Source organism: Enterococcus sp. DIV0574, assembly GCF_051711125.1.
GTDB classification, from domain to species: Bacteria; Bacillota; Bacilli; order Lactobacillales; family Enterococcaceae; genus Enterococcus_D; species Enterococcus_D gallinarum.
Genome location: NZ_JBIOMA010000001.1, coordinates 368,758 through 392,007, shown reverse-complemented (window position 1 = coordinate 392,007; position 23,250 = coordinate 368,758). Strand labels below are relative to the sequence as shown.

Sequence of the window (23,250 nt, the reverse complement as noted above, 5' to 3'; positions counted from 1 at the left end):
TTGCGGGTTTGATTCACCAGTCAAGTCCCGCTAATTGAGTTTGTTAAAAAGATGGGGCCACTATTATTAGTCGCCTAGTACTATTCATCATCTGCTCTGTACGGCTTGTGCCGCCCAGTCGCAGTGATTCCGCTCGGGTGACTACGCTCCTGGTTAGTCGCCTAGTACTATTCATCATCTGCTCTGTACGGCTTGTGCCGCCCAGTCGCAGTGATTCATAGCAAAAAAGTGAGATTCGGGTTGAACCTCACTTTTCTTTGTTTGATTAACGACGTAATCCTAAAGCTTGGATCAATTCGCGGTAACGTTGTACGTCTTTTTGACGTAGGTATGCTAATAAGTTACGACGGTGACCAACTTTTTTCATTAGGCCACGGTATGAATGGTGGTCTTTTTTGTGCATACGTGCATGTTCGTTCAAATGGTTGATTTCTTCTGTAAGAACAGCGATTTGAACTTCTGGAGAACCAGTATCTCCTTCATGACGAGCAAATTTGTTGATGATTTCGTTTTTGCGTTCTTTCGTAATTGCCATGTTTTTCACCTCTTTTTTCTTTTTTCACCTGCGACTGAGTAAAACGTTGGTGACTCGTTGAACCAAGTAACAGGTAGCGTGTATTCACACGTAATTACTTTACTTTATTCTACCTAAAAATGCAAGTTTCTTCGCTGAATCTTTTCATTTTAAAATGAAAGCAACACTCCAACTTATGGTATACTAAATCTAGAAATTTCTTAAAGCAGGTGACCTTATGAGCGTCCTTTCTCGCATTGAAAGTATCCAGAGCGAATTATCCAATTCCGAAAAAAAACTTTTTGATTACATCAAAAAAAATTCTGAAAAAGTTCCTTCGATGACTGCGAGTCAGTTGGCTCAAGCTACCGGGATCAGCGCCCCTACAGTTGTTCGTTTTGCAAAGAAAACAGGCTTTTCCAGCCTAACTGATCTTAAGATTCAGCTTTCTGCGGAATCTGGCTCCCGACAAACCCATGAGGAGATCATTGGCTATGCAGATGTTGCATTGAACGAATCTTTTCATGATATTACTGCGAAATTGAGCCATAATGCCCAAGTGACTATGCATGAGACTGCGGACCTTTTAGAAGAACAAGTAATGCTGGCAGCAGCGGACCTACTGAAAACCCGCAATCGGATCTTCGTATGTGGTATCGGTGCTTCCTCTTTGATTGCTCAAGATATCCAACAAAAATGGACTCGCTTAGGCAAAGTGGTTATTTTCGAAACCGACTATAATTCGCTGTTGCCTCAATTGATCAAACACGAAAAAGAATGTTTGCTCTGGGCTGTCTCAAACAGTGGTCAAACACCTGAAATCCTACACCTTGCGGAGTTTACGAAGGAGATGGGGATTCCAGTTCTATCTTTGACTCGCTTTGGCAGTAATTCCCTTTCGAAATTAGCAGATGTTCCGCTGCAAGTTTCCAGACCGAAAGAAGCCAATATGCGCAGTGCAGCAACCAACTCGATTATTGCTCATCTTTTGGCAGTTGATGTGCTGTTCTATGTCTTTTTGAGTAAAAATGAACAGCTGGCTCAAAATATCTACGAATCAAGACAGGCCATTGCTGACTATCGTCACAAATATCTCTGATCGTCAAATGCGCCTGCTAAATTCAGTGGTCGAAACTTAAGCATAAAATAAAATCAGTTGAAACACTCAAAGCATGCTCCAGAGGTCCAATCGTCTCTCTGAAGCATGCTTTATTTGCTGGCTAATCAGGTCCATTCCCTGAATCGATCCCATTGTCCTTTGCTACTTGCGCCATCCAAAAGCTCGACGCTTTTGGTGTTCGGGTATCATCTGTCAAATCTACTCGATAATACCCATAACGATTTTTATACGCATTCAGCCAGCTCCAACAATCGATAAATGTCCACATATGATAACCGAAGCAAGGGGCTCCTGCTTCGATCGCCCGCTGCAGTTCTTTGAGATGATCTGTTACAAATTCGATGCGATAGGTGTCATTAATCTCCCCCTCTTGCGTTGCGAAGCGTTCTTCTTGAGAAACCCCCATACCATTTTCAGAAATATACCAAGGAATCGTGCCATAGCTATTCTTTAGACGCATGGCAATGTCATAAATACCTTGCGGAAAGATTTCCCAACCGCGATGAGGGTTGATTTTTTTGTCCGGCCAATCATAGCCTCGAAATAGATCCCTCGGCCCTGTGATTGGATCGTTCGGCGCAATCGGGGCTTGAACTCGTAATGGCTGGTAGTAATTGCAACCAATAAAGTCCACCGTATTTAAGGCAAAAAGTTCTCGGTCCCCCTCCTCTGTTACAGGAGCAAGACCTGACTTTTTCAGCATCGCGACTAATTTTTCTGGAAATCGTCCGAGGACTGTACAGTCTAAAAAACTGCGAATATAGAGTAAGTCTGCCCATTCAGCAGCTTCAAGATCAGCAGACTGCGGACTTTTCGGATAGACGGGCGATAAATTTAAGATAATCGCTATCTCTCCGTTAGGAATCGCAAGTTCGCGAAAAGCAGCTACTGCTTTTGCGTGAGCTAACAGTGTATGATAGCCTACTTGGATCGCTCGTTTAAAATTATGAACTTTAGGCCAATGGGCATCCCCCATATATCCGCATTCAATATGAACTAAAGGTTCGTTGAATGTGGCCCATTTTTTGACAATGTCGCCAAATTGCTCAAAGGCGATACGAGCGTAAGCGGCAAAGTAATCTACCGATTCTCTGGCTTCCCAACCACCTCTTTCCATTAACCACCACGGCATATCAAAATGGAACAAATTGATGATAGGTTCGATTCCTTGATCGACCATTTCTTGAAAATAGACACGATAGAAGGTGACTGCTTGAGGGTTGACCGTCTTTCCATCAGGTACTAGTCGTGTCCAAGCAATTGACGTCCGATAAGAGTTCAGATTCATGGCTTTCATCAGCGCCACATCTTCTCGAAAGTGTCGGTAGGTATTCGAAGTATCACTAGGTCCTACGTGATCGTAGAACTTGTCTGGCTCCAATTCGAACCATTTATCCCAAGTTGAAGGGCTTTTGCCATCAATCGCCGCAGCGCCTTCCGTTTGAGGAGCAGAAGCAGCTGCTCCCCATAAAAATCCTTCCGGGAATTTTAACATGATTTCTCTCCTTTTCCATTTTCTTCTTGTTTCAATGGCTTCGTGAATACTTGTTTCTGATTGGCTGCTTCGACTTGGATGATAAAATCAGCTGGCAATTCATTTGGTGAAATGTTCAACCGTTTCAACGTTTCATAAGAAACTGTTAGAGAAAAGTCGACGGTGCTTTTGGCTGGCAAAAAGACTTTTTGAAAACCGCATAACACTTTGACACGCGGTAAGACCTGCTGTGAGTAATTGCGAAGGTACACTTGTACCACTTCAGCTCCTGCTATCACCGAAAGATTCTCGATTGTTCCATTAATTTGGATTGCTTGCGGAGCATACTGCGCATGGATTCCCTTAAGCATAAATTCTGCATAGCTTAGACCATAACCAAACCCATAACGAGGGGTTCCTGAACAATCTGTGTAATCTCTCTGGAAAGCAGTCTCACGGTAGTTGTAATAAACTGGCAGCTGCCCATTTTCATCTGGAATAGAAACAGCTAGTTTCCCACTGGGATTCGTTTCGCCAAAAAGAATCCGAGCTAGCGCACTTCCGCCAAATTGCCCTGGATAACCTGCAAAAAGCAACGCATCAAAAGCGGTACTGACCTCACTTAACAGATGAGGACGGCCAGCAATCACAATACCGATCAGAGGTTTCTGAAATTTTTTCAATTCAGTAATCAATCGTTTTTGACATTCTGGCAATGCCAAAGACGCCAGATCGATATTTTCCCCACTGGTCATCTCCGCAGATCCTTGCAAGGCAGCTCCATTCTTATCAAAATCCGTCGAAAAGTCACGAATACTAGAGCCGCCAATCGTTAAAATGATTTGATCCGCTGTTGCTGCCGCTTGGCATGCGGCAGTCAGTTGCTCTTTGGTTCCTTCTGTGATGCCGCAGCCATCTGCTTGAATAAAAGTGGTTTCGGTCCCCTTGATTTCCAGCAACCCCTCCCACAGATTGCGGCACTCAGACAGTTCTTTGAAAGGAGTATAGTCCCCTAGCTGATGATAGCTGTTTTTGCTATGAGGACCAATAACAGCAATTGTTTGTCTTTGTTTCTTTAACGGTAAGACTTGCTCATTTTTCAACAAAACGATGGCTTCTTCTGCTAAACGAGTTGCACTTTCTTGAAACTGCTTTTGATCCGGAACGGACACCGTAGGCACCGGTTCGTCAAAAAGTCCTAGCTGCTCTTTCAGTTTCAGAACGCGCATCACGGATCGATCAATGGTTTCTTGCTTAATCAACCCTTGATCAACAGCAGCTTCCAACTGAGGGAAAACATTGTCCCATAAACTGATGTCTACGCCGCTGTTCATGGCCCGGGCTGCCGCTTCTGGTTTGTTTCCTAGCCAATCCGCTAAACGGTCCAACGCACAACCATCTGCCATCACAACTCCTGCAAAGCCGGCTTCCTCTCGCAAAATCTCTTGAAGTAAGCGAGGGTTCGCGTGACAAGGGACACCATCCCAATCATTATAAGCAGCCATGCACCCTAGTGCCCCTGCCTGAATTCCCGCCAGCATAGCGGGTAAATGAATCTCTCGCAATTCTTGCTCCCCAATATTGACTGGTCCTGCATTGTGCCCGCCCATACTTGAACCTTGAGCTGCAAAATGTTTTAACACGGCCAGTACATGGGTTGTCGGTTCATGACCAAGTATTTCCCCTTGCATTCCCTTGACCGCAGCTTGCGTAAAACAACTGGCTAAGTAGGGATCTTCACTGAAACATTCCTCGGTTCGTCCCCACCTAGGATCTCGTACGATATCCAAGGTAGAGATCAGCCCAACTTGCGCCCCTTTAGCTCGTAACTCTTGTGCCACGAACGTCTGCACGCTCTGATAAAGATCAGGATTCCAACTAGCCCCTGTACTGAAATTGACCGGCAGTGTTGTTGCTGCTAATCCTTGATGACCATGAGGACATTCTTCTGTCAAAAAAGCTGGGATTCCAAGACGAGTATGTTCTTTTAAATAGTCCTGAATCATCCGGCTGACTTCCCGTGATTCTTCCACCGAGAGACCCGTTGTTGCGTCCTTGCCCGACCAAGGATCTGCTCGGAAAACGCCGTAGATCCAGCCAATCGAGCCAAAGCGAGCAACTTCCGACTTGAAGTAGTCTGTCAAATAAAGTTTTCCTTCCTTTTTCTGATAAACTTGCCAGCCATACAATCGCTGATTCAACTGGCCGATTTTTTCTTTTAGGGACATCTTCTTTACAATTTCTTCGATCATTTTAAACTCCTATCATCAAAAATGCCGATTAGTCAAAATAGACCTTGACCGTTTGAATTTCATAAGGGTTGAAAGGAATCACCACTTGGTGGCACACGCCCGTGACCACTAACTCCTGCTGTTCCTCTTCCAATAAATTCGTTAGCACTGCTCGTTTGATTTTTTTAGCTGCGGTCAAGCGGCATGTCGTTTTGCGATTGTGGTATTCATACAAACGTACCACGATGGCTTCATCTGCTTCAGCCTTTTTGACCGAATCGATCAGCACATTATTGTGATCCACTTGTAAAAAAGATTGCTCTTGCTGCTGATCAAAATCTGCCAATACATATGCTGGTACATTGAGTGCCAACGCTTCTTCCATCGTTTGTCCTTTTTTCCAGTCACCTTCATGAACATAGAGAGAATAGGTAAACGAATGAAGTCCTTGATCTGCTTCTGGATAGGGATCAGTCGCCGACTTGATAAGAGAGAGACCAATTTTTTGGTAAGCTGTGCTGAATCCGTATTTACAATCCGTCAACACACTGACGCCATAACCATCTTCAGACAAGTCGACCCATTTTTGCCCACAACTCTCAAAACGTGCCAAATCCCAAGTGGTATTTTTGTGGATGGCACGTTTGACATTCCCAAATTGGATATCGAAAGTGGCATCTAGCGTATTGACGGCAATTGGCAACTGCGCCTTCAATAAAAGATGATGCTGATGCCAATCGACCGTTGTCTCAAAGTCGATCCTGCCGGTTCCATGATAGAAATGGATCAGCTGAATGATCGTTGATTGCTCAAACGTCCGTTTGATACGGATCGTGTCACGAATCTCGCCTTGCTCGACGATTGATGCGTCAGTCACATCCTCTACTGGATAAGCTTTACGATCGTAGTAGATGTCTATATCCCACGCATCATAATCCATCGGTAAGTCTTCATAAGCAATCAATTGATTCATCACTTCTCCTGCTGGCAAGACCTCTCGCTGGTGTCTTTTGTCAAAAAGAGCAGTCATTTCATATGCCGCGTTAAATGTTACGACAAAGTCGGTCGTTTCCAGTTGACGAGTCAACGGAACACACTCTTGTTCTACTGGTTCTGAGATAGTCTCCCTCAACGTTAGGGAACGCAGACCTAAGCTAGGGACTTGTGGAACTTTGACCAGCAAACAACCATCTTCGGTTCGCTGTGTCAGATAATCTTCTTGAATCGCCGGACTATCAACTTTGATTACGGCATCACGAGTAAAGCCTAATGGATTATAGACCACCTGATGATTTGCATCACTGGCGGTTCCTCCTGCCACGAGGGACTGGATCAATTGCTCGCCTTCTTCAAAAAGAGCAGCATACTCTTCTTCTGTCTGCTGGTACACTTCGCCAATCGAACTTCCTGGCAAAATATCGTGAAATTGATTGAACAACAATTTTTTCCAGAGCCTTTCGAGGAGCTCTTGCGGATACGCTTCGCTTCGATAGGCACTGTAAAGCTTCTCAATAGTTTGCAATAAAAATTCGCCTTTGCGGTTGGCTTTCTTATTTTTACCGATGGAGGTCAGTGTCCCACGATGGTACTCAAAATAGAGTTCGCCAAACCAGACCGGGGCTTCTGAATGAGCAAAAGCTGCGGCTAATCGGTCAAAAAATTTGCCCGCATGATCGCCAGTGATCACTGGCATCTGAGGGAGTGGTTTTGATAACCGCTGTTTTGTCTCCAGCATCTCTCTAGTAGGTCCGCCGCCGCCGTCTCCATAGCCGTATGCAATCAAGATCTCATCATGCTGATCTTTTTGTTGGTACCGTTCAAAGCTGCCTTTGACTGTATAAGGGTCTAAAAGCCCATTGTAAGTGGTGTAGTAGGGTCTTGGACTGTAGCCTTCACTGATCGTTGTAATAAAGTGAGTCAAAACTCTGCTGCCATCGATCCCTTGCCAGTAAAACGAATCATAAGGAATCTGATTGAATTGATTCCAAGACAATTTAGTTGTCATGAAATAAGGTGTATTGGTCTTTTGCAAGATCTGTGGCAATGCAGCGGAATAGCCAAAAACATCCGGCAGCCACAAAATCTGACTCTCATGATCAAACTCTTCTTTGATAAAGCGTTTGCCGTATAAAATCTGCCTTACCAATGATTCACCGGAGGTCAAGTTGCAATCTGCTTCTACCCACATAGCACCTTCTACTTCCCAGCGTCCAGATTTAATCTTCTCTTTGATTGCCTGATATAACTCAGGATATTGTTCTTTGATCGCTTGATATAACTGGGGTTGGCTTTGGAGAAACGTATATTCAGGGTATTCATCCATCAATTTTAATACGGTCTGAAAACTGCGTTCTCCTTTTTCAACCGCTTGCTGTGCCGTCCAAAGCCATGCCAGATCGATGTGGGTATGCCCGACTGCGGTCACTTTTTGACGAATCTCTTGGCTGTAACACGCTTGCAGACATTCTTGCGCGTTTGTGAGGCCTTCATAGAATCGCGGCGTATAGGGGGCTCGAAAATCTAATGCATTGGCAGCTTGTGACAGACAGCTTTGATAGATTTGTTCTTCTCCGCCAAATTTCCTAATGGCACGCCAACTGTCAAAAATCGTCGAGAAATCAAACCAGACTTGCTCAACGATAGGATCGATCGCCAATAGATTCACGTAAAGCGGAAACTTCTTCTCTTCTCGTCCCGAAAAAATATCGATCTGTAAGGCTATTGTTCCTGTTAGCTCCGAGGGATCCAACCGCACTTCTCGATGGTTGACATCAATTGCCTGAATGTAATTCCCATTCAAGAACACTTTCATTTGCGGATTTGTCGTATTGTCCCATTCAGAGAGCGAAGAATAGACTTGCAAAGCAACCGACATCTCTTTCCAGTCTTCCGGTAGTTCAAAAGTTCCTTTCATTGTGTAATAACAATTCTTTTCTCCAAAAAAAGTTCCTTGCACATAGGGTGCCCAGTTTTCTTGCTTTAACTGCAAGTCATTAACAGGCACCTGATAGCGAATCCGGTAATTCTTTAATTGAAATAAAATCTTACGGATACGTTCAAATTCAAATAACTGCACGCTGTATTCTCTCCTTTACTCGGTTTCTGAGGAGGAAAAAAGCGGGTAGACAAGAAATTGTCCAAGCCCGCTTCTCCTATTGCCGTGACTCTAGTTCTCTTTCCAACGATCATATGCTGTTTGGTAAACGGAAATGTAGTCATCGATCCCCATGGACTCGATAGTCGAAACATATTTATCCCAATTACTGATTGGCTCGACACCCGTAATGAATTTGGCTTCCATTTGTTCGACATACGTTGTCAAGTCAGTAGCCGTAGCAGCCACTTTATCATTTTCTTCTACAGTCAGATAAAGTAATGGAAATGGCACTTCCGCAATGTCATCCATCTTATCTGCTGTTTCTTTGGCCACCCAGTCACTGAAACGAGTATCAGGTTGTTCATCCGCGGATTTCAAGATTTGATATTCACCTGTCGTATCGATAACAATGTTCGGTGTTGTCAACCCGTATGCTGGTGTGATCTTGCCACGTTCATCTTCTGTATTTTCTGTATCAATGCCTTCTGCATAAACTCGTACTTTTTGGCCGTCAGCATTTTCTTTGTACTCCCAAAGAACGCCTTCAGGTCCTTGTTCGATATATTTCGTACCTTCTTCAGAATAGAAGTAATCCACCCAGCGCATCGAAGCTTCCGGCGATGGATTGACATTTGTGATGGCAAAGGTGCCCCGAGAAATTCGTGGACTTCCTGGAATCACTGCTTCTGGCGACCATTTTGAAGTCAATGGTTGGAACATGGCATCGTTCATCGCTTCAATCTCGCTGCGGCCTGTCGTAAAGAAGCTGAAGTAATCGGCGAACAAGCCCAACTGATCATTTTGTCCTTTTGCTTTTTTCTGTTCGTCGGATTGGCCATAAACTTCCGCATCCAACAAACCTTCACTATACAATTTGTTCATATACTCAAGGAATGCTTTATAGTTTTCCGAGATTGGTGTATAAGAAACCACATCATCATCTACTTGAACGCCTCGTGTCCGTAACCCAAAAGCTGCCATCAGCCATACCCTTGTTGAATTCATATCGACATCGGTCAAAGGAATCTCATCGGCTTTGCCATTACCATTGGGATCTTCGTTCTTGAATCGTGTCAGCAAATCATACAATTCATCCGTTGTCTTTGGCAGTTCCTTGACATTCAACTTATCTAGCCACGTTCCGTTGTACCACATCGGACCTTGCCACCAAATAGATGTCGCATTTCTCGAAATCATCGGCAATGAATAAATATGGCCATCTGGTGTGGTGATCGATTTTAAGATGGACGGATCTTCTTGGGTCAATGCATAAAGATTAGGCATAATTTCCGGCGTGATATATTCTTCTAACGGCAGCAGAATTCCTTGGGAACCATAATCGATCTCCATTGAAGAAGTGAGCGAATTCGATCCTGCGCCATAAACGATATCCGGCAGATCCCCTGAAGCAAATGCTAAGTTCAACTTGGTACTAAAGTCAGCAGAAGGGGGTGTCGTATAAGTCAGTTTGATTCCTGTTTTTTCTTGATAATCCTGCAGCGTCGGCATATCTTCCCATTCTGCCATACCTACTCCTGGCGCCATAATGTTCAGCGTCAGTTCTTCGCCTTCTTTAATGATCGGAAATTGGCTGTCATGATTGATGGCTACCCCTTCATTTTCTCCGGTTGTTTCCTTTTTTGTGTTCCCGCACCCACTGAGTAAAAGCGCACTGCACAAAAACACCCCTGTTACTCCTAAAATTTTTTTCATTCCCATCTTCTTCCTCCTCTATGTTTTATCCTTTAATTGATCCTACCATCATGCCTTTGACAAAATATTTCTGCAAAAATGGATAGACAATAATGACCGGTAATGATGAAACGATCATGACACCGTATTTGATGACCTCTGCTAACTGTTGCTTGCTGTATAACATACTGGCCATTTCGGAAGTCACATTGCTGACAGTATTTGATGACATATCTTGTAAAATCAAAATTTCCCGTAAAATCATTTGTAATGGATACATGGATTTATCTGACAGATAGATCAATGCGCTGAAGAAACTGTTCCAGTGTCCTACCCCGTAAAAAAGTGCCATAACTGCAATGATTGGCGTAGATAAAGGCAGTACGATCTGCATGAATAAGCGAAAATCCGAGCAGCCATCCACGATTGCCGCTTCTTCCATCTCTCTTGGGATCGTCGTTTGAAAAAAGGTCCGCGTAACGACCACATTATAGACAGAGACAGCTCCTGGGATAACCAAAGCCCAAACCGTATTCAACATCCCTAAGCTGCGGATCAGTAAATAGCTAGGGATCAAGCCCCCAGAAAGAAACATTGTCACTAGCATGAAATTGGTAAAAGCTCTTCTGCCATAAAAATCATCTCTGGAGAGTGCATAAGCACAAGGCAGTGTCACCAACAAATTGATGGATGTTCCTAAAACAGTGTAATAGATCGTATTTAAGTAGCCGCGCCAGATGCTGCTATTGCCTAAGAGAGTTCGATAGCCTTCAAAGGTGACCCCTTTTGGCAATAACCACATTTCCCCCGAGTTGACTAAATGAGGATTTGAAATCGACGCACTAACGATATAGATCAATGGATAGAGAACGATTAGTAATGCTATGGCTAAAAAGAAATAAACAAAAACCAAAAAGATTTTATCTGCACGTGTATCTTTCACTAATGAAGTTGTTTTCATTCCTATACCACCTTTCTATAAGAGACTCGAATCGCTCAGCCGTTTCGCAATCCCGTTGACTAAAATCAAGAGAATGGAATTGATCAACGAGTTGAATAACCCAACAGCTGCTGCAAAACTATATTGTGCATCTAAAAGCCCTTGCTGATAAACGAAGGTTGCAATGACATTCGATGATTCCATATTCAATGGGTTTTGCATCAAAATGATTTTTTCGAATCCCACCGACATCAAACTACCAAAACTCATGATCAGTAAAATCACCATGGTCGGCATTATCGTTGGAATATTGATATACCAAACTCTTTGGAGCCGAGAAGCACCATCGATGGTGGCAGCTTCATGCAGCTGAGTATCCACTCCAGACAATGCTGCCAAGTAAATAACCGATCCCCAACCTGTGCCTTGCCAGACGCCTGATAATACATAGATTGTTTTGAACCACCGCGGTTCAGTCATAAAATTGATTCTTCCTACGCCGATAAAATCTAGAAAGTGATTGATGATCCCAGTGGAAGGAGACAGAAATGCAATAACCATTCCGACCATTACCACTACTGCGATAAAGTTTGGGGCATACGTGACTGTCTGGGTAATTTTTTTGAATGGACCATCCTTGATTTCATTCAAAGCCAGTGCAAGGATGATCGGTAGCGGAAATCCGACGATCAAAGAGTACAAACTGATACCTAATGTATTTTTCATTAGATCCCAGAAGTAATAAGAATCAAAAAAGCGTTGAAAATGTTTGAACCCTACCCAAGGACTTTCGAATATTCCCAAAGAAGGCATATAGTCTTTAAAGGCGATGATCACACCATACATCGGCCCATAAGAAAAAATCAGAATAATCAAAAAAGCAGGCAGGACAAACAAATATAACTGTCGACTCTTTTTTAATTTAGTCTTCATTTCTTTGATTTTACTTTTTGATGCTGACACAGGCTCTCTGATCGTTGTTGTTTCCATTCATACTCCTCCTTGTGTTTTTGGTTTGTATACTAAATATGAAATGAATTCGCTTTCAAAGCAATGTGTATTTTTTCTTCAATGTGTAGAAATGCGAATGCCAACTGCTCCAAGTTCAGGCTGATGCACTTCTGATGAAGCAATATAGGCGTTTTCACCCGTTCCATGAATCGTCAGTGATTGATTGGTTGCTAAATCTGTGATCACGGATTTTTCATCTGCATGGATCTCCTTCAGAAAAATTCGCGGCTGCAAATTTGTTGTGATACTGCGAAAGGCATAATGTGTTTTTTGATCTTTGCTATAGGTAAGATGCCAATTCTCCGTCCACGCTTCTGGTCTAGCTCGGGTCTCGTAAATGCCTTCCCCATATTGTTCCAACCAATCACCCACTTCAAGCAGGCGCTGGGTCTCTTCTTTCGTGAAAGTTCCTTCTGGTGTTGGACCCACTCCTAAAATTAAGTTTCCGCCTTTACTGACGACATCGATTAATGTATCGACTAACTCTTGGCTGCTTTTAAAGGTGTCATGGGGAACATAGCCCCAGTCATTGCCTATAGGTATATTACTCTCCCAAACTTTTGTTGGGATTTCTTCTAAAGAAGGAATCTTGCGTTCTGGCGTCACATAATTCTCATGTCTACCGCCCATCATGCGATCAACAATGATCAATTCTGGCTGGTTTCGCCGGGCAATCTCCGCTAAGCGATCCATCTGTAAATCTTCTTTCCCCTGCCCACACCAGCCGGCATCTAGCCATAGCAAATCCACTTTTCCATAGTTGCCAGTGATTTCATGAATTTGTCGATGAACAAAATCCACATACCGCGACCAGATTTCTGGCTGTTCTAATGGATCATAACTTGCGTGACGCCCTTTGATCGTTTCATCATCCAGCCAATAAAACGGTGAGTACCAGTCCGCCTTAGAATAATAAGCCCCAGTAGCAATACCCGCTTGCTGGAACGAGGCAAAAACTTCTTTTAGGATATCTCGTTTAAAAGGACTCAATTTACCGCCAATTTTGAATTCTGACTCCAGCGTATTGAAGAGATTAAAGCCGTCATGGTGTTTCGTTGTGAACAAACAATACTTGAAGCCAGCTTTTTTACACGTTTCAGCCCACTGATCAGTATCTAATTCTATCGGTGCAAACGCTTTGATCAGTTGCCAATAATCAAGACGCAATGTGTTGATATCTTCTCGATAAGCTTTATTTTCCCTTGCCCATTCATCTTTTTCTGATAGTTGCCATGATTCAACGATACCCGCTTGTGCGTATAAGCCATAATGGAAAATTACCCCAAATTTTAAATCTTGGAACCATTCCAAACGCTTGGCCAGCATCTCTGACTCAGGGTACCAACGATCATCCTGCTTACTGTTTTTCGCAGACTCAATGTCCCCACGAATTGTTGTCAATTTATCCAACCCCTTTCGCCACTAATCTAACGAGAAAATAAAGCGCTATCAATATGTAGTTTCAGCAGCTATGTCAAACTTTATTTTTTTGTAACAAAAGAGCACTCTTTTTAAAAAACACACCACTTCAATTGAAGTTTTAGCTTACGGTATCAGACGCCATGTTCACTCTAGCAATTTCACCTTTCTCATTTGTAAGAAAACTGCGGGCTAGCGCTCCTCGTCGCAATCGAATGTTTTCAAAAGATAGCTTTAGGAAGGTGTATGTATTAGCTGGTTCGGCTATGTAATTTTTTGAATACGCTTTCTAAAAGGTCCATTTCTTGCTACTATTTGGCTAGTAGTTTTCTACTTTTTATCAATTAGTTAAAAGAGGGGTGTCCATGAAACAATCACGAGGGTTATTTGATCTATCTTACCGGTTGGGTGACTATTTGCTGATGGTGATTCGATTGCATTTTTTGTGGTTCTTTTTTGTCTTACGGGGGGGAATCATTTTTGGCTTCTTTCCAGCGACGGCTACTGTTATTCGCTATTTCTTTGAATTATTTGCAAAAAAACCACTGCCTGCTGAACTTTATAGTTGGTTCAAACAACAGACAGCCAAAAATTTTTGGCGTAGTAATCAACTAGGTTTGCTGCAAATGGCGATCTTGCTGCTGCTATGGATCGAGCTGCGGATCTCCAGTACATTCTTGCAAAATGCCTTTCTCCATTTCGGATTGACGGTACTCTTTATCAGCGGTTTGCTCATCAGCTTTTATTTGCTGCCGGTCTTTGTCCGCTACCATCTTCCTTTTTGGGTCTATTTCAGGAATGCGTTTCTTTTAATGATCGTTAGTGTGCCACAAACGATTGCCATGATCTTAGGTGTGTTTTTGGTTACATTCGCCGCTACCTTTTTGCCGATTTTGTTATTCATTGCCTTCATCCCTTTGCTTCTCTGGCCAATCAGTTGGTTCGCCTATCAAGCGATCCAAAAAACAGAGTTGCTAACAAATGAACACTGACGATTTTTTACTAAAGGAGAAGTGAATCATGGAGATAAAGATTGTCGCCAACGAAAACGTCGCCGCTTTTTTTCAAATCGTTGCTCCTGAACTTGGCTTGTCACTATCAGAAACCGGCAAACCGCTTGAATTGATCCGCCGAAAAGGATCATTGAAAATCATTTCCAATACAGAAAAAGCCACGATTTACTATCAGGAAAAAGCCCATTTATTTCGAGGGCTCCTTCTATGGATGCAAGCAGATATCGATTTTGTCCACGAAGAGACTCCGCAATTTGACCAAATCGGTCCTATGATCGATTTATCTCGAAATGCAGTACTGACAGTGCCTCAGTTGAAACGTTTCATTTTGTTGAGCAGCAAAATGGGGCTCAACAGTCTCATGCTATATATGGAAGATACTTACGAAATTCCTGAATATCCTTATTTTGGTCATTTGCGAGGGAGATACAGTCAATCTGACTTGCGGGAATTGGACCATTACGCTGACCAATTAGGCGTTACATTAGTTCCTGCGATCCAAACACTCGCTCATTTGACAAATCCATTAAAGTGGCATTTTGCCAAAGAGATACGTGACACGGAAGACATTCTGCTAGTTGGTGAGCCCAAAACTTACATTTTTCTTGAAGCCGCTCTTCGTTCCATTCGCAGCTGCTTCAAAACAAATAAAATCCATATTGGTATGGATGAAGCACACCAATTAGGAAAAGGTCGTTACCTCGAACACAATGGTTTAGAAGATCGCTTTGCCATCATGATTAAACATTTAAAACACGTCATCACTCTCTGTGAACAGCTACAGCTAGAACCCATGATGTGGAGTGACATGTTCTTTCGGATCGGTTCTCCAACAGGCGATTACTATGATCCAGCAGTCGTCATTCCTCCAGAAGTCATTCAGCAAATTCCAGCGGTCAACATGGTGTACTGGGATTATTATCATCATGATTTTCAAACGTATCAACGACTGTTTGCTGAACATAAAAAGCTAAACCAACCCACAGTATTTGCTGGCGGTATTTGGACATGGAATGGACTGGCACCCAATTATGGCAAAACCATCGCTACAATGGAGCAAGCATTAAGAAGTGCCAAAGCAAATGGCATCACTGAAGTCTATGCTACCTTATGGGGAGATGACGGCGCAGAGACCCCGATGATTGCCAGCTTGTTAGGTCTACAATTATTTAGCGAGGCCCAGTTTTATGCCACGCCATCGCGGGAGATAGTCACAGATCACTTGAAACTATTTCATGGATCACAAGCAGAAGATTTTCTTTTGCTGGATCTTTTTGACCAAACTCCCGGTGTTGCTGCCGAAAATCCTTCTGGATCAAATCCAAGTAAATTATTGCTTTATCAAGATATTCTTTATGGCCTTTATGAAAAGACATTCAGAGAGGTGCCATTGACCCAACATTATGAGGAACTGGCCCAACGATTGGCCGCAGTCACGGGGACACAGGACACACAACGGATGTTCCGCTTTTATCACCAATTAGCGGTGGTACTAGCTTTGAAAGCTTCTTTGAGTCCCTGGATCTCAGAAGCCTATCATGAAAAAAAACGTGAGAACCTTCAAAAAGCCCTTGAGATGATTCAGCACTATCAGCAGGAATTACAACACTTGCATCAATCTCATAGAGATCTGTGGTTTGAATGGAACCGCCCCTTTGGGTTTGAAGTGATCGATCTTCGCTACGGCGCTCTATCTAAACGTGCCGAGATGGCACAATGGCGTTTGCAGAACTATTTGGATGGTCACATCACTAGATTACCAGAACTAGAGATGCCACTGTTGCCAGTAGATGATCCCTCAAGTGTCGGCAGTTTGGGAAGAAATCTTTTCCATGGCATTTATAGTGCCAGCAAGATATCTGATGTATAAGTACAAAAAAAGTACAAAAAATAGTGCAGAAAACAAGGAGGATTTGCATGAAAAAAAAGAGTTATCCCTTATTTTTCGTTGGTTTACTTTTCATTTGCGGTCTATTTTTTTATCAACAGACAACTTCTCGTTCAGCAGAAACCACTGTAGCTCGTTTGCAAGTTACAGGAGCCGTTACAGATTCTTCTGCAGCACAAGCGTGTCTGACCGTACTAAAGCAAAACCTGCAGGCAGCCACCCAGAAAGACGTTGAGGGCTACACAGCGACCCTTGTTACTTCTGCAAGAGAATCTACGGCAAGGGAAATGCACGCTTTTTTTGCGAAATATGATTTGACTCATGAACTCTTGTCTTTTGAAGTTGTCAAACAAGAAGCAGACTCCATGCTGGTAGCTGCACAGCAAAAAACAGTGAACCAAGGACAGAATGACTATCGCGACCATATTACCCAAGCCCATCATACCTTTGTGCTCGAGAATGGGCAGTGGAAGATTAAAGAAACGGTTATGACAAACACCGAATTCATTGATTAAGGAGTATCTCTATGAAAACATTTCAGAATTGGCCTGATCATTACCCCGATCCTAGCTGGTTTATTCATGATCGGTTTGGGTTGTTCATTCATTTTGGCTTATTTAGTATTGGTGCACGCCACGAATGGTTTATGACCACCGAAGAAATTGCCCCCGAAACTTATCGAGAAACTTATTTCGACCAATTTAATCCCAATTTATTTGATGCTGCTGTTTGGGCCCAAACAGCTAAAGATTGCGGTGTTCAATATATAGTCTTTACTACGAAACATCATGAAGGGTTCGCCCTATGGGATAGTGAATGGACCGATTATAAAGTCACCAATACACCCTTTAAGCGAGATTTACTCGCAGAATTATTGCCTGCGTTTCGTGATGTGGGAATCAAAATCGGACTCTATCATTCGCTGATTGACTGGTACCACCCTCATTTTACGATTGATGGATTGCATCCTCAAAGAAGTGACTTAGCCGCTCGAGAGTCCAATTCTCAACGGGATATGCTTATTTATCAAGATTTCATTGCTGGTCAAGTGACCGAACTATTGACTCAGTATGGCAGGATCGATTATATGTGGTTCGACTTTCCTTACAGTCATCGTGATTGGGGCTGGTCTAAAGGAAAAGGAGCAGAAGACTGGGACAGTTCGCGACTGGAAAAAATCTGTCGGACACTCCAACCGGATATGCTGATCAATGATCGCTTGGAACTTGGTCGGGGAATTACCACCCCTGAACAATTTCAACCAGAAAAACCACTGGAAAAAGACGGTTTACCTGTTCTTTGGGAAGCCTGTCAGACAATGTACGGGACTTGGGGCTATGATCGCGATGCGTTGGAATGGAAATCAAGTGATATGTTGGTGAAAATGTTGATCGATACGGTTTCAAAAGGGGGTAATTTTTTATTGAACATTGGTCCTAATCCCCGAGGAGAGATCGACCCGCGGGCAGTCAAACGAATGCAGGCGATTGGTGCATGGATACGGCTGCATAAAGAAGCTATCATCGATTGTGGTCCTAGTAAATACCCGGTACCTAAAGATTGTCGTTATACTCAAAATGGCAAGAAACTCTATTTGCATGTATATAGCTATCCCTTCAAACATATTCATTTGCCGGAAATTGCTGATCAAGTTCGCTTTATCCGCTTCTTGCATGATGGCTCTGAAATTTTTTATCGTGGCTTTGATCCTAATGAAGTCATCACTTCTACGGAAGCTGTCATTGCTCCTAATGATCTAGTCGTCACGCTGCCGGTAGTGCCACCTAATGTTCTCATTCCAGTCCTTGAGATTACATTGAAGTGAAAAGAGTAGAACAAAGAATACCGTAAAGCGCTAGACAATATCTCTAGCAAATAGACGGCAGACAGTAAATCTTCCTCGCAAACCCACGACGAAGATTCACTAGACTGCCGTCTACTATTTAAGTACTTGCTTTAAATACTCGCTTTAGGTATTCTCTCCATGTATTCTTCTTAGGAATCTCTTCTTATCGTCCACTTTAAAACAAGTCACGTTTTCCTAGAGAACGTTTCGCTTTACTGCTCTTTAGTCAACAACGACTGCCATTTCTGAAATAGTTGGCTAAAGGTTTCTTTCCCTGGATCTGTTTCTTCATAAACTTTTAGGCTAATGATAGCTTGCAGCCAAAAAGCTTCTGTGATCACTGCCGCACCTTCTTTTGCATCTGGGATATCTGCCCAAATCGCTAATGCGATCGCTGGGGTTTGTGCTAGTTGTTCTTGGGTCACTTGCTGTCCGTTGGCAAAAGTCGTTAATGTAAACTCATCGCTTATTTTTTCATAGGTCGGATACGTATACCCTGCAGCTTCACCTACTACATAATAAAAGAAATTGTCATTGTGATTGATCACAGAATAGCCTTTGTCAAAATAAAGAGCGACTGGTGCCATATTTTGATTCCAGCGTGTCCAATAGGAAATCTCACAGTTTTTCGTTAAGGAAAGCTGTTCCTTTCGATTCAAGCGATAAAACCCATCATTCCATACACGAACAACAAAACCTAAGTCAGTCACATAGTCCACCAAATCATTCACATACGCAATGAATACTTCAATCCCACTTGCTTCTGGTCCATATGCTTCTTTGGCAGCTTCAACTAAAGTCGGAAACTCTTCTAGACGGTCAAAATCAACAAATTCATCTGCACCAATATGGAAATAATGGCTGTCTACAAATAGCTCTGCGTATTCTTTGTAGATCTCTCGGATGAAAGCAACAGCTTCTTGGTCAAGAATGTTCAATGCCCTAGCATCGACCCCACCAGTCGCGTTAGGTAAACACCATTCGGGATGGGTGGCTAAGACTTGCTTGAGATGTCCAGGGGAGTCAAAATCAGGAATGATCTCGATACCGTAACCTTTGGCATATGTGATTAGTTCTCGGATCTCTGTTTTTGTTAAATATTCGGTTGATACAATCTCCGGAAAACATTCAGACTCGATTCGAAATCCTTCATTTTCTGAAAAATGGACTTGCAAATGGGTAAACTGAAAAAAAGCCATACTGTGAACGAGTGCTTTTAGTTCTTTTAAGGAAAAATATTTGCGGCCAATATCGATCATTAGGCAGCGCTCCTTGATTTGGGCGGTGTAGCTGTTTTTTTGTTGTTTCTTCGTCACTTGATTCAAATAGTAGGTTGTCAGACCATAAAATAATTGCTGGGGATCTTTCGCAGTGATCGTTTTTTGTTCCTCATCAAGAATAAAATCTGCCGTTAGTGCAGGTTCGATCTTAATTTTTGGTTCCTCTTCTAATGAGACACCAATAGAAGTATAAAGTTCTCTCGCTTTTTGAGTCATTTCTTTCATTGTCACATTTCCCTTCATTTTTCGCATTTTCAGCGTTTTTGGTTGATTTTGCGATATTGTCCTGGTGTTACACCAACGATCGTTCGAAACTTACGCGTATAGTTCGAGACATCATAATAACCGTTGTCCCGAATGATTTCTTTGATCGGTAGATCGGTTTCGACTAATTCTTGTTTGATTTTTTCTAACCGCAGTTCTTGGATATACTTAGAAAATGTTTTGCCACTTTCTTTTTTCACAAATCGACTAATATAAGAGACAGATACTTTAAATTCTTCCGCAATAGATTCCAATGACAGCTGAGAAGACTGAAAATTTGCTTTGATATAAGCAAAAATCGTTTCATTCAACTCCGATTCTTGATTTTGTGGTCGATCCCTCACTTTTTCGCAAATATGCTGGACCAATTGTTGCAACACCGTTCCTAGCTGCATCAGATTAGTAAAATCTGCATGTTCGGCTGCAAATAGCAAAATCTCCTCTCCCACTAATTCGCCTCCAGTTTGTGCAACCGTATTCAATAAATAATAGCCATACATCTTTTGGACCGGCTGAGATCGTTGTTTACTTAACCCGTCTTTGATTAACCAATGCACCGTTTCAATTGCGATATCGCTATTTCCTTGATTCAATGCTTGGATCAGTTTTAATTTTTGACTGTCGGGATACTGGATCGCCGAGCGTTGTTCTTCTGCGGAAATTTCAAGGTAATAAATGATTTGCTGGTTGTTACTGACATGATAATCCAATGCAGCTAATCCTTCAATATAAGATTCATTGATAGCCGTCAATTCATTGACGATGGTTCCCACCCCAATTGCTGGAAGCAGTCCAATCGCAGCTGCTATTTTTGCCGCGACTTCTTGAACGATCTCTTCCTGTTGGTATCTGTGATCAAATCCCACAGTCAATGCGATCACTTCAGTGGAAAGGATCTCGGTGGCGTAGGCTGTGTACCCTTGGCTGCTGATTTCTTCAATATAGTCAATCAGAAAACAGCTCTCGCCGGCTTTATATTTTGAAGCCACGGTTTTGGTATCGATCGTGATGACAAAATAATTGTCCGCAGGAAAATGAATATGAACGGCTTCGATCAGCCTTGCAACTTCTTGTTCCGAACGCAGACGACCGCTCATCAGCTTTCTAAGAACTTGTTCTCGAGCATGCGGCGTCTGCATCTGGATTTCTTTATGCAGTTCCTGCTGTTCTTCTAAAACAGCAGCCAATGTATTATGAACATCATCCATCGAATTGACCGACATCTCCATATCTTTATGGAATTCTCGAACCAAATGTTCGATTTTGCGGATCGGTCGATAATTTCTGATCCCCATTAATGTAACAGCAATGATCCCCACGAATAGAATACACATAAAAATAAGAATGAAATGTTCTTGAACGCGATTGACCAGCGATAATGCTTGTGATGGATTGGTCACCGATACCACTGAGATATGCAGTTCCTCATTGGGAATTGATTGAACGAGGTACTTTTGCTGATTAAACTGAAAGGTGTCCTGAGTGGTGATCTGAGCCATTTCTTGGGGATCATTCAAAAAAACTGTCAAATCGTTATGATTTGTGCTAGCTAAAATCTGAAACTCATCATTGATCAAATAATTCGTACTCGCACCATCACTATTGGTCAAGTCCAGCATTTTTGCTAAGCTAGCTTCTTTGATCTCATAAATAGCTGCTCCATAGACAGTCAGTTCATCATTTTGTAACGGCACAATGTAGAAGAATCGGGAATGATGCCGTGCCAATGATGCCCCTTCGATAGTCAGCAACGTTGGATAAGCTTTCTCTAGCTGATCGATCAGCTGTCCTTGCTGCATATCATTATCTGGGATTACTTTTTCTAAGAAACCTTCGACGGATAATTTGCCAATCGAAGAAAAAAAGTTCTCCGGTTCTTCTTTATAGTATAAATAAACTTCTTCGACAAACTCATTCGTGATCTTGTAGGTTTGCAGGCTTGCTTTGCCTTCCTTTGAATAATAGGGATGGGTCAAAAAATTTAATGAGAGTTGATGGTCATCCGTCATTTTCTGGGTCAGGTAGTTCAATTGAAGGAAGTTGTTCTCTAAGGAGTATTTCAATTGAATCAACTGATTCTTTGCCGTTAATGCAACCTGTTCATTGATACTTTTGACAGAAGTCGCATACCAAATCCACGAGACCGTTAAAAAGGGGATCAGGAATACCAGCAAGTAGGAACTGATTGAGCGCGCGATCCCTCTGAACGTGTTTTGCCCGTTTTGATCGTAAAACTTTTTCTCTTTTATCACCTGACCCTTGTTTCATTCGCTGCAATTTAAACGCTTACATAATAAAAAAATAGAGACTATTTTTTTATTACATTTTTATCTTAGAATTGCAACTGTTTTAGCTAGTTTTCATTTCAAAAGTTTGCAGTAACCAATTGTAGCAAGCACCAATTAAATTGGACTCATTCCCAAACTGGCAACAGGCAACATTTGGCAATCGAACTGTACTAGGAATCTGCGCTGCAATCTGCTGAATCTTCTTTTCTAATAGCGGCAGTAAAAAGTCGCTTTCACTGATTCCGCCTCCAATCAAAACAATTTCTGGATCAAGAATGTATTGTAGGTTGTAGCAGGCCACGGCTAGCTTTTCAATAAAGCGATCCACCCAAATCGTCACTGCCGGATCGTTTTGCTGGTAGTAAGCAACAACTTTATACCCATCAATCGAGGGGGCTTTTTTTTCGGCTGCAACTTGTTCTACCAATGTTCTTGTTGCACCGGCAATACTCCAAATTTCCCAATCTTTCTTTTCGACTTCAGGAAACAGCATATAACCAAACTCGCCAGCTAAAAAGTGTTTGCCACGAATCAACTGGTTATCGACCATCAATCCGCCTCCCACAGAGGTACCTAAAACAATGACAGCAAAACTGCTAGCGCCTCTTCCTCTTCCCAGCCATTTTTCTGCTAAAAGCGCGCAATTGCCATCATTCTCCGCGATGACGGGTTTTTGATAATAGTCCGTTAAAAAAGAAACCATGCGATTACCAAATCCCTCATAAAGCGGTGAATCCATCCCAATCTGTTGTGTCACTGGATCGACTAATCCTGTCGTACTAATAGCAATTCCGGAAAAGTCTTTTGGATAGTCATTATCAATATGTGAAATCAATCGGTCGATCACAGTTGAATAGTCTTTATTCATCGGAAAGCTTCCTAATTGTATTCTTTCTCCGTGACTATTCAACAACCCCGTCTTGATCATTGTCCCTCCGATATCTACTGCAAGAATCTTCATTCCAACGCTCCTTTGCTTGTATGTGCTTTCAGTATAAGCATTCTCTAGAAACAGAAGCTATATGTTTTTCTTGCAACTATGTGTCAAAAATCGCACATAACAAAAAGGCTGAAGCAATTCGCTCCAGCCTTCTAAATTCAGCTTTTTTATACTCCGATAAAAAACTAGAAAAATGTGTGAGTCAGTGTGATTTTCACAAAGATCTTTCGTCA

The 23,250-nt window shown here is 42.4% G+C and carries 16 protein-coding genes; 5 read left to right on the top strand and 11 right to left on the bottom strand.

Annotation, left to right across the window (positions count from 1 at the left end):
• Positions 1–265: 265 nt before the first annotated feature.
• Positions 266–535: a 30S ribosomal protein S15 gene (gene rpsO / locus IGJ45_RS01960; protein WP_003128628.1), complete on the bottom strand. Its 270-nt coding sequence runs from the start codon at positions 533–535 to the stop codon at positions 266–268.
• Positions 536–752: 217 nt separating this feature from the next.
• Between rpsO and IGJ45_RS01955 the strand changes: the two genes are divergently transcribed.
• Positions 753–1,613: a MurR/RpiR family transcriptional regulator gene (locus tag IGJ45_RS01955; protein ID WP_003128626.1), complete on the top strand. Its 861-nt coding sequence runs from the start codon at positions 753–755 to the stop codon at positions 1,611–1,613.
• A 121-nt stretch (positions 1,614–1,734) separates the two neighbouring features.
• On the opposite strand, the gene IGJ45_RS01950 is transcribed toward IGJ45_RS01955, so the two are convergent.
• The 7 genes from IGJ45_RS01950 to IGJ45_RS01920 form a co-directional block, all read right to left on the bottom strand.
• The gene (locus IGJ45_RS01950) at positions 1,735–3,129 is read right to left on the bottom strand and encodes a glycoside hydrolase family 1 protein (protein WP_147586958.1); all 1,395 of its coding nucleotides are present in this window, start codon (positions 3,127–3,129) and stop codon (positions 1,735–1,737) included.
• Entirely contained in the window at positions 3,123–5,360 is a 2,238-nt protein-coding gene (locus tag IGJ45_RS01945; protein ID WP_147586957.1) for a glycoside hydrolase family 3 protein, read from the bottom strand. Before IGJ45_RS01945 ends, IGJ45_RS01950 begins: the two co-directional genes overlap by 7 nt.
• Before the next feature lie 28 nt (positions 5,361–5,388).
• Positions 5,389–8,415, bottom strand: a complete 3,027-nt coding sequence (locus IGJ45_RS01940; protein ID WP_147586956.1) for an alpha-mannosidase — start codon at positions 8,413–8,415, stop codon at positions 5,389–5,391.
• A gap of 90 nt (positions 8,416–8,505) precedes the next feature.
• Positions 8,506–10,155, bottom strand: coding sequence for an extracellular solute-binding protein (locus IGJ45_RS01935; RefSeq protein ID WP_021149119.1), 1,650 nt, complete (start codon positions 10,153–10,155; stop codon positions 8,506–8,508).
• Positions 10,156–10,174: 19 nt separating this feature from the next.
• A complete protein-coding gene (locus tag IGJ45_RS01930) occupies positions 10,175–11,089 on the bottom strand; it encodes a carbohydrate ABC transporter permease (RefSeq protein WP_003128615.1) in 915 nt (304 codons plus the stop codon).
• A 15-nt stretch (positions 11,090–11,104) separates the two neighbouring features.
• On the bottom strand, positions 11,105–12,058 hold the full coding sequence (locus IGJ45_RS01925; protein ID WP_003128614.1) for an ABC transporter permease: 954 nt from the start codon (positions 12,056–12,058) through the stop codon (positions 11,105–11,107).
• A gap of 78 nt (positions 12,059–12,136) precedes the next feature.
• Positions 12,137–13,480, bottom strand: coding sequence for an alpha-L-fucosidase (locus IGJ45_RS01920; RefSeq protein ID WP_005472737.1), 1,344 nt, complete (start codon positions 13,478–13,480; stop codon positions 12,137–12,139).
• A gap of 383 nt (positions 13,481–13,863) precedes the next feature.
• Between IGJ45_RS01920 and IGJ45_RS01915 the strand changes: the two genes are divergently transcribed.
• From IGJ45_RS01915 to IGJ45_RS01900, 4 genes are read left to right on the top strand one after another with little or no spacing between them, the layout of a single operon-like run.
• Positions 13,864–14,490: a YesL family protein gene (locus IGJ45_RS01915; RefSeq protein WP_003128609.1), complete on the top strand. Its 627-nt coding sequence runs from the start codon at positions 13,864–13,866 to the stop codon at positions 14,488–14,490.
• A gap of 28 nt (positions 14,491–14,518) precedes the next feature.
• Positions 14,519–16,381: a beta-N-acetylhexosaminidase gene (locus tag IGJ45_RS01910; protein WP_147586955.1), complete on the top strand. Its 1,863-nt coding sequence runs from the start codon at positions 14,519–14,521 to the stop codon at positions 16,379–16,381.
• A gap of 47 nt (positions 16,382–16,428) precedes the next feature.
• Positions 16,429–16,914: a hypothetical protein gene (locus IGJ45_RS01905; RefSeq protein ID WP_005472740.1), complete on the top strand. Its 486-nt coding sequence runs from the start codon at positions 16,429–16,431 to the stop codon at positions 16,912–16,914.
• Positions 16,915–16,925: 11 nt separating this feature from the next.
• Positions 16,926–18,224 (top strand): alpha-L-fucosidase, encoded by a 1,299-nt coding sequence (locus tag IGJ45_RS01900; RefSeq protein WP_003128606.1) that lies wholly within the window; start codon positions 16,926–16,928, stop codon positions 18,222–18,224.
• A 233-nt stretch (positions 18,225–18,457) separates the two neighbouring features.
• On the opposite strand, the gene IGJ45_RS01895 is transcribed toward IGJ45_RS01900, so the two are convergent.
• The 3 genes from IGJ45_RS01895 to IGJ45_RS01885 form a co-directional block, all read right to left on the bottom strand.
• Positions 18,458–19,750, bottom strand: a complete 1,293-nt coding sequence (locus IGJ45_RS01895) for a family 20 glycosylhydrolase (RefSeq protein WP_227760854.1) — start codon at positions 19,748–19,750, stop codon at positions 18,458–18,460.
• Between the two features lie 29 nt (positions 19,751–19,779).
• Complete coding sequence (locus IGJ45_RS01890) at positions 19,780–22,038, bottom strand: helix-turn-helix domain-containing protein (protein WP_438768759.1); 2,259 nt, start codon at positions 22,036–22,038, stop codon at positions 19,780–19,782.
• 100 nt (positions 22,039–22,138) lie between these two features.
• Complete coding sequence (locus tag IGJ45_RS01885) at positions 22,139–23,038, bottom strand: ROK family protein (RefSeq protein ID WP_003128602.1); 900 nt, start codon at positions 23,036–23,038, stop codon at positions 22,139–22,141.
• Between the last annotated feature and the right edge of the window lie 212 nt (positions 23,039–23,250).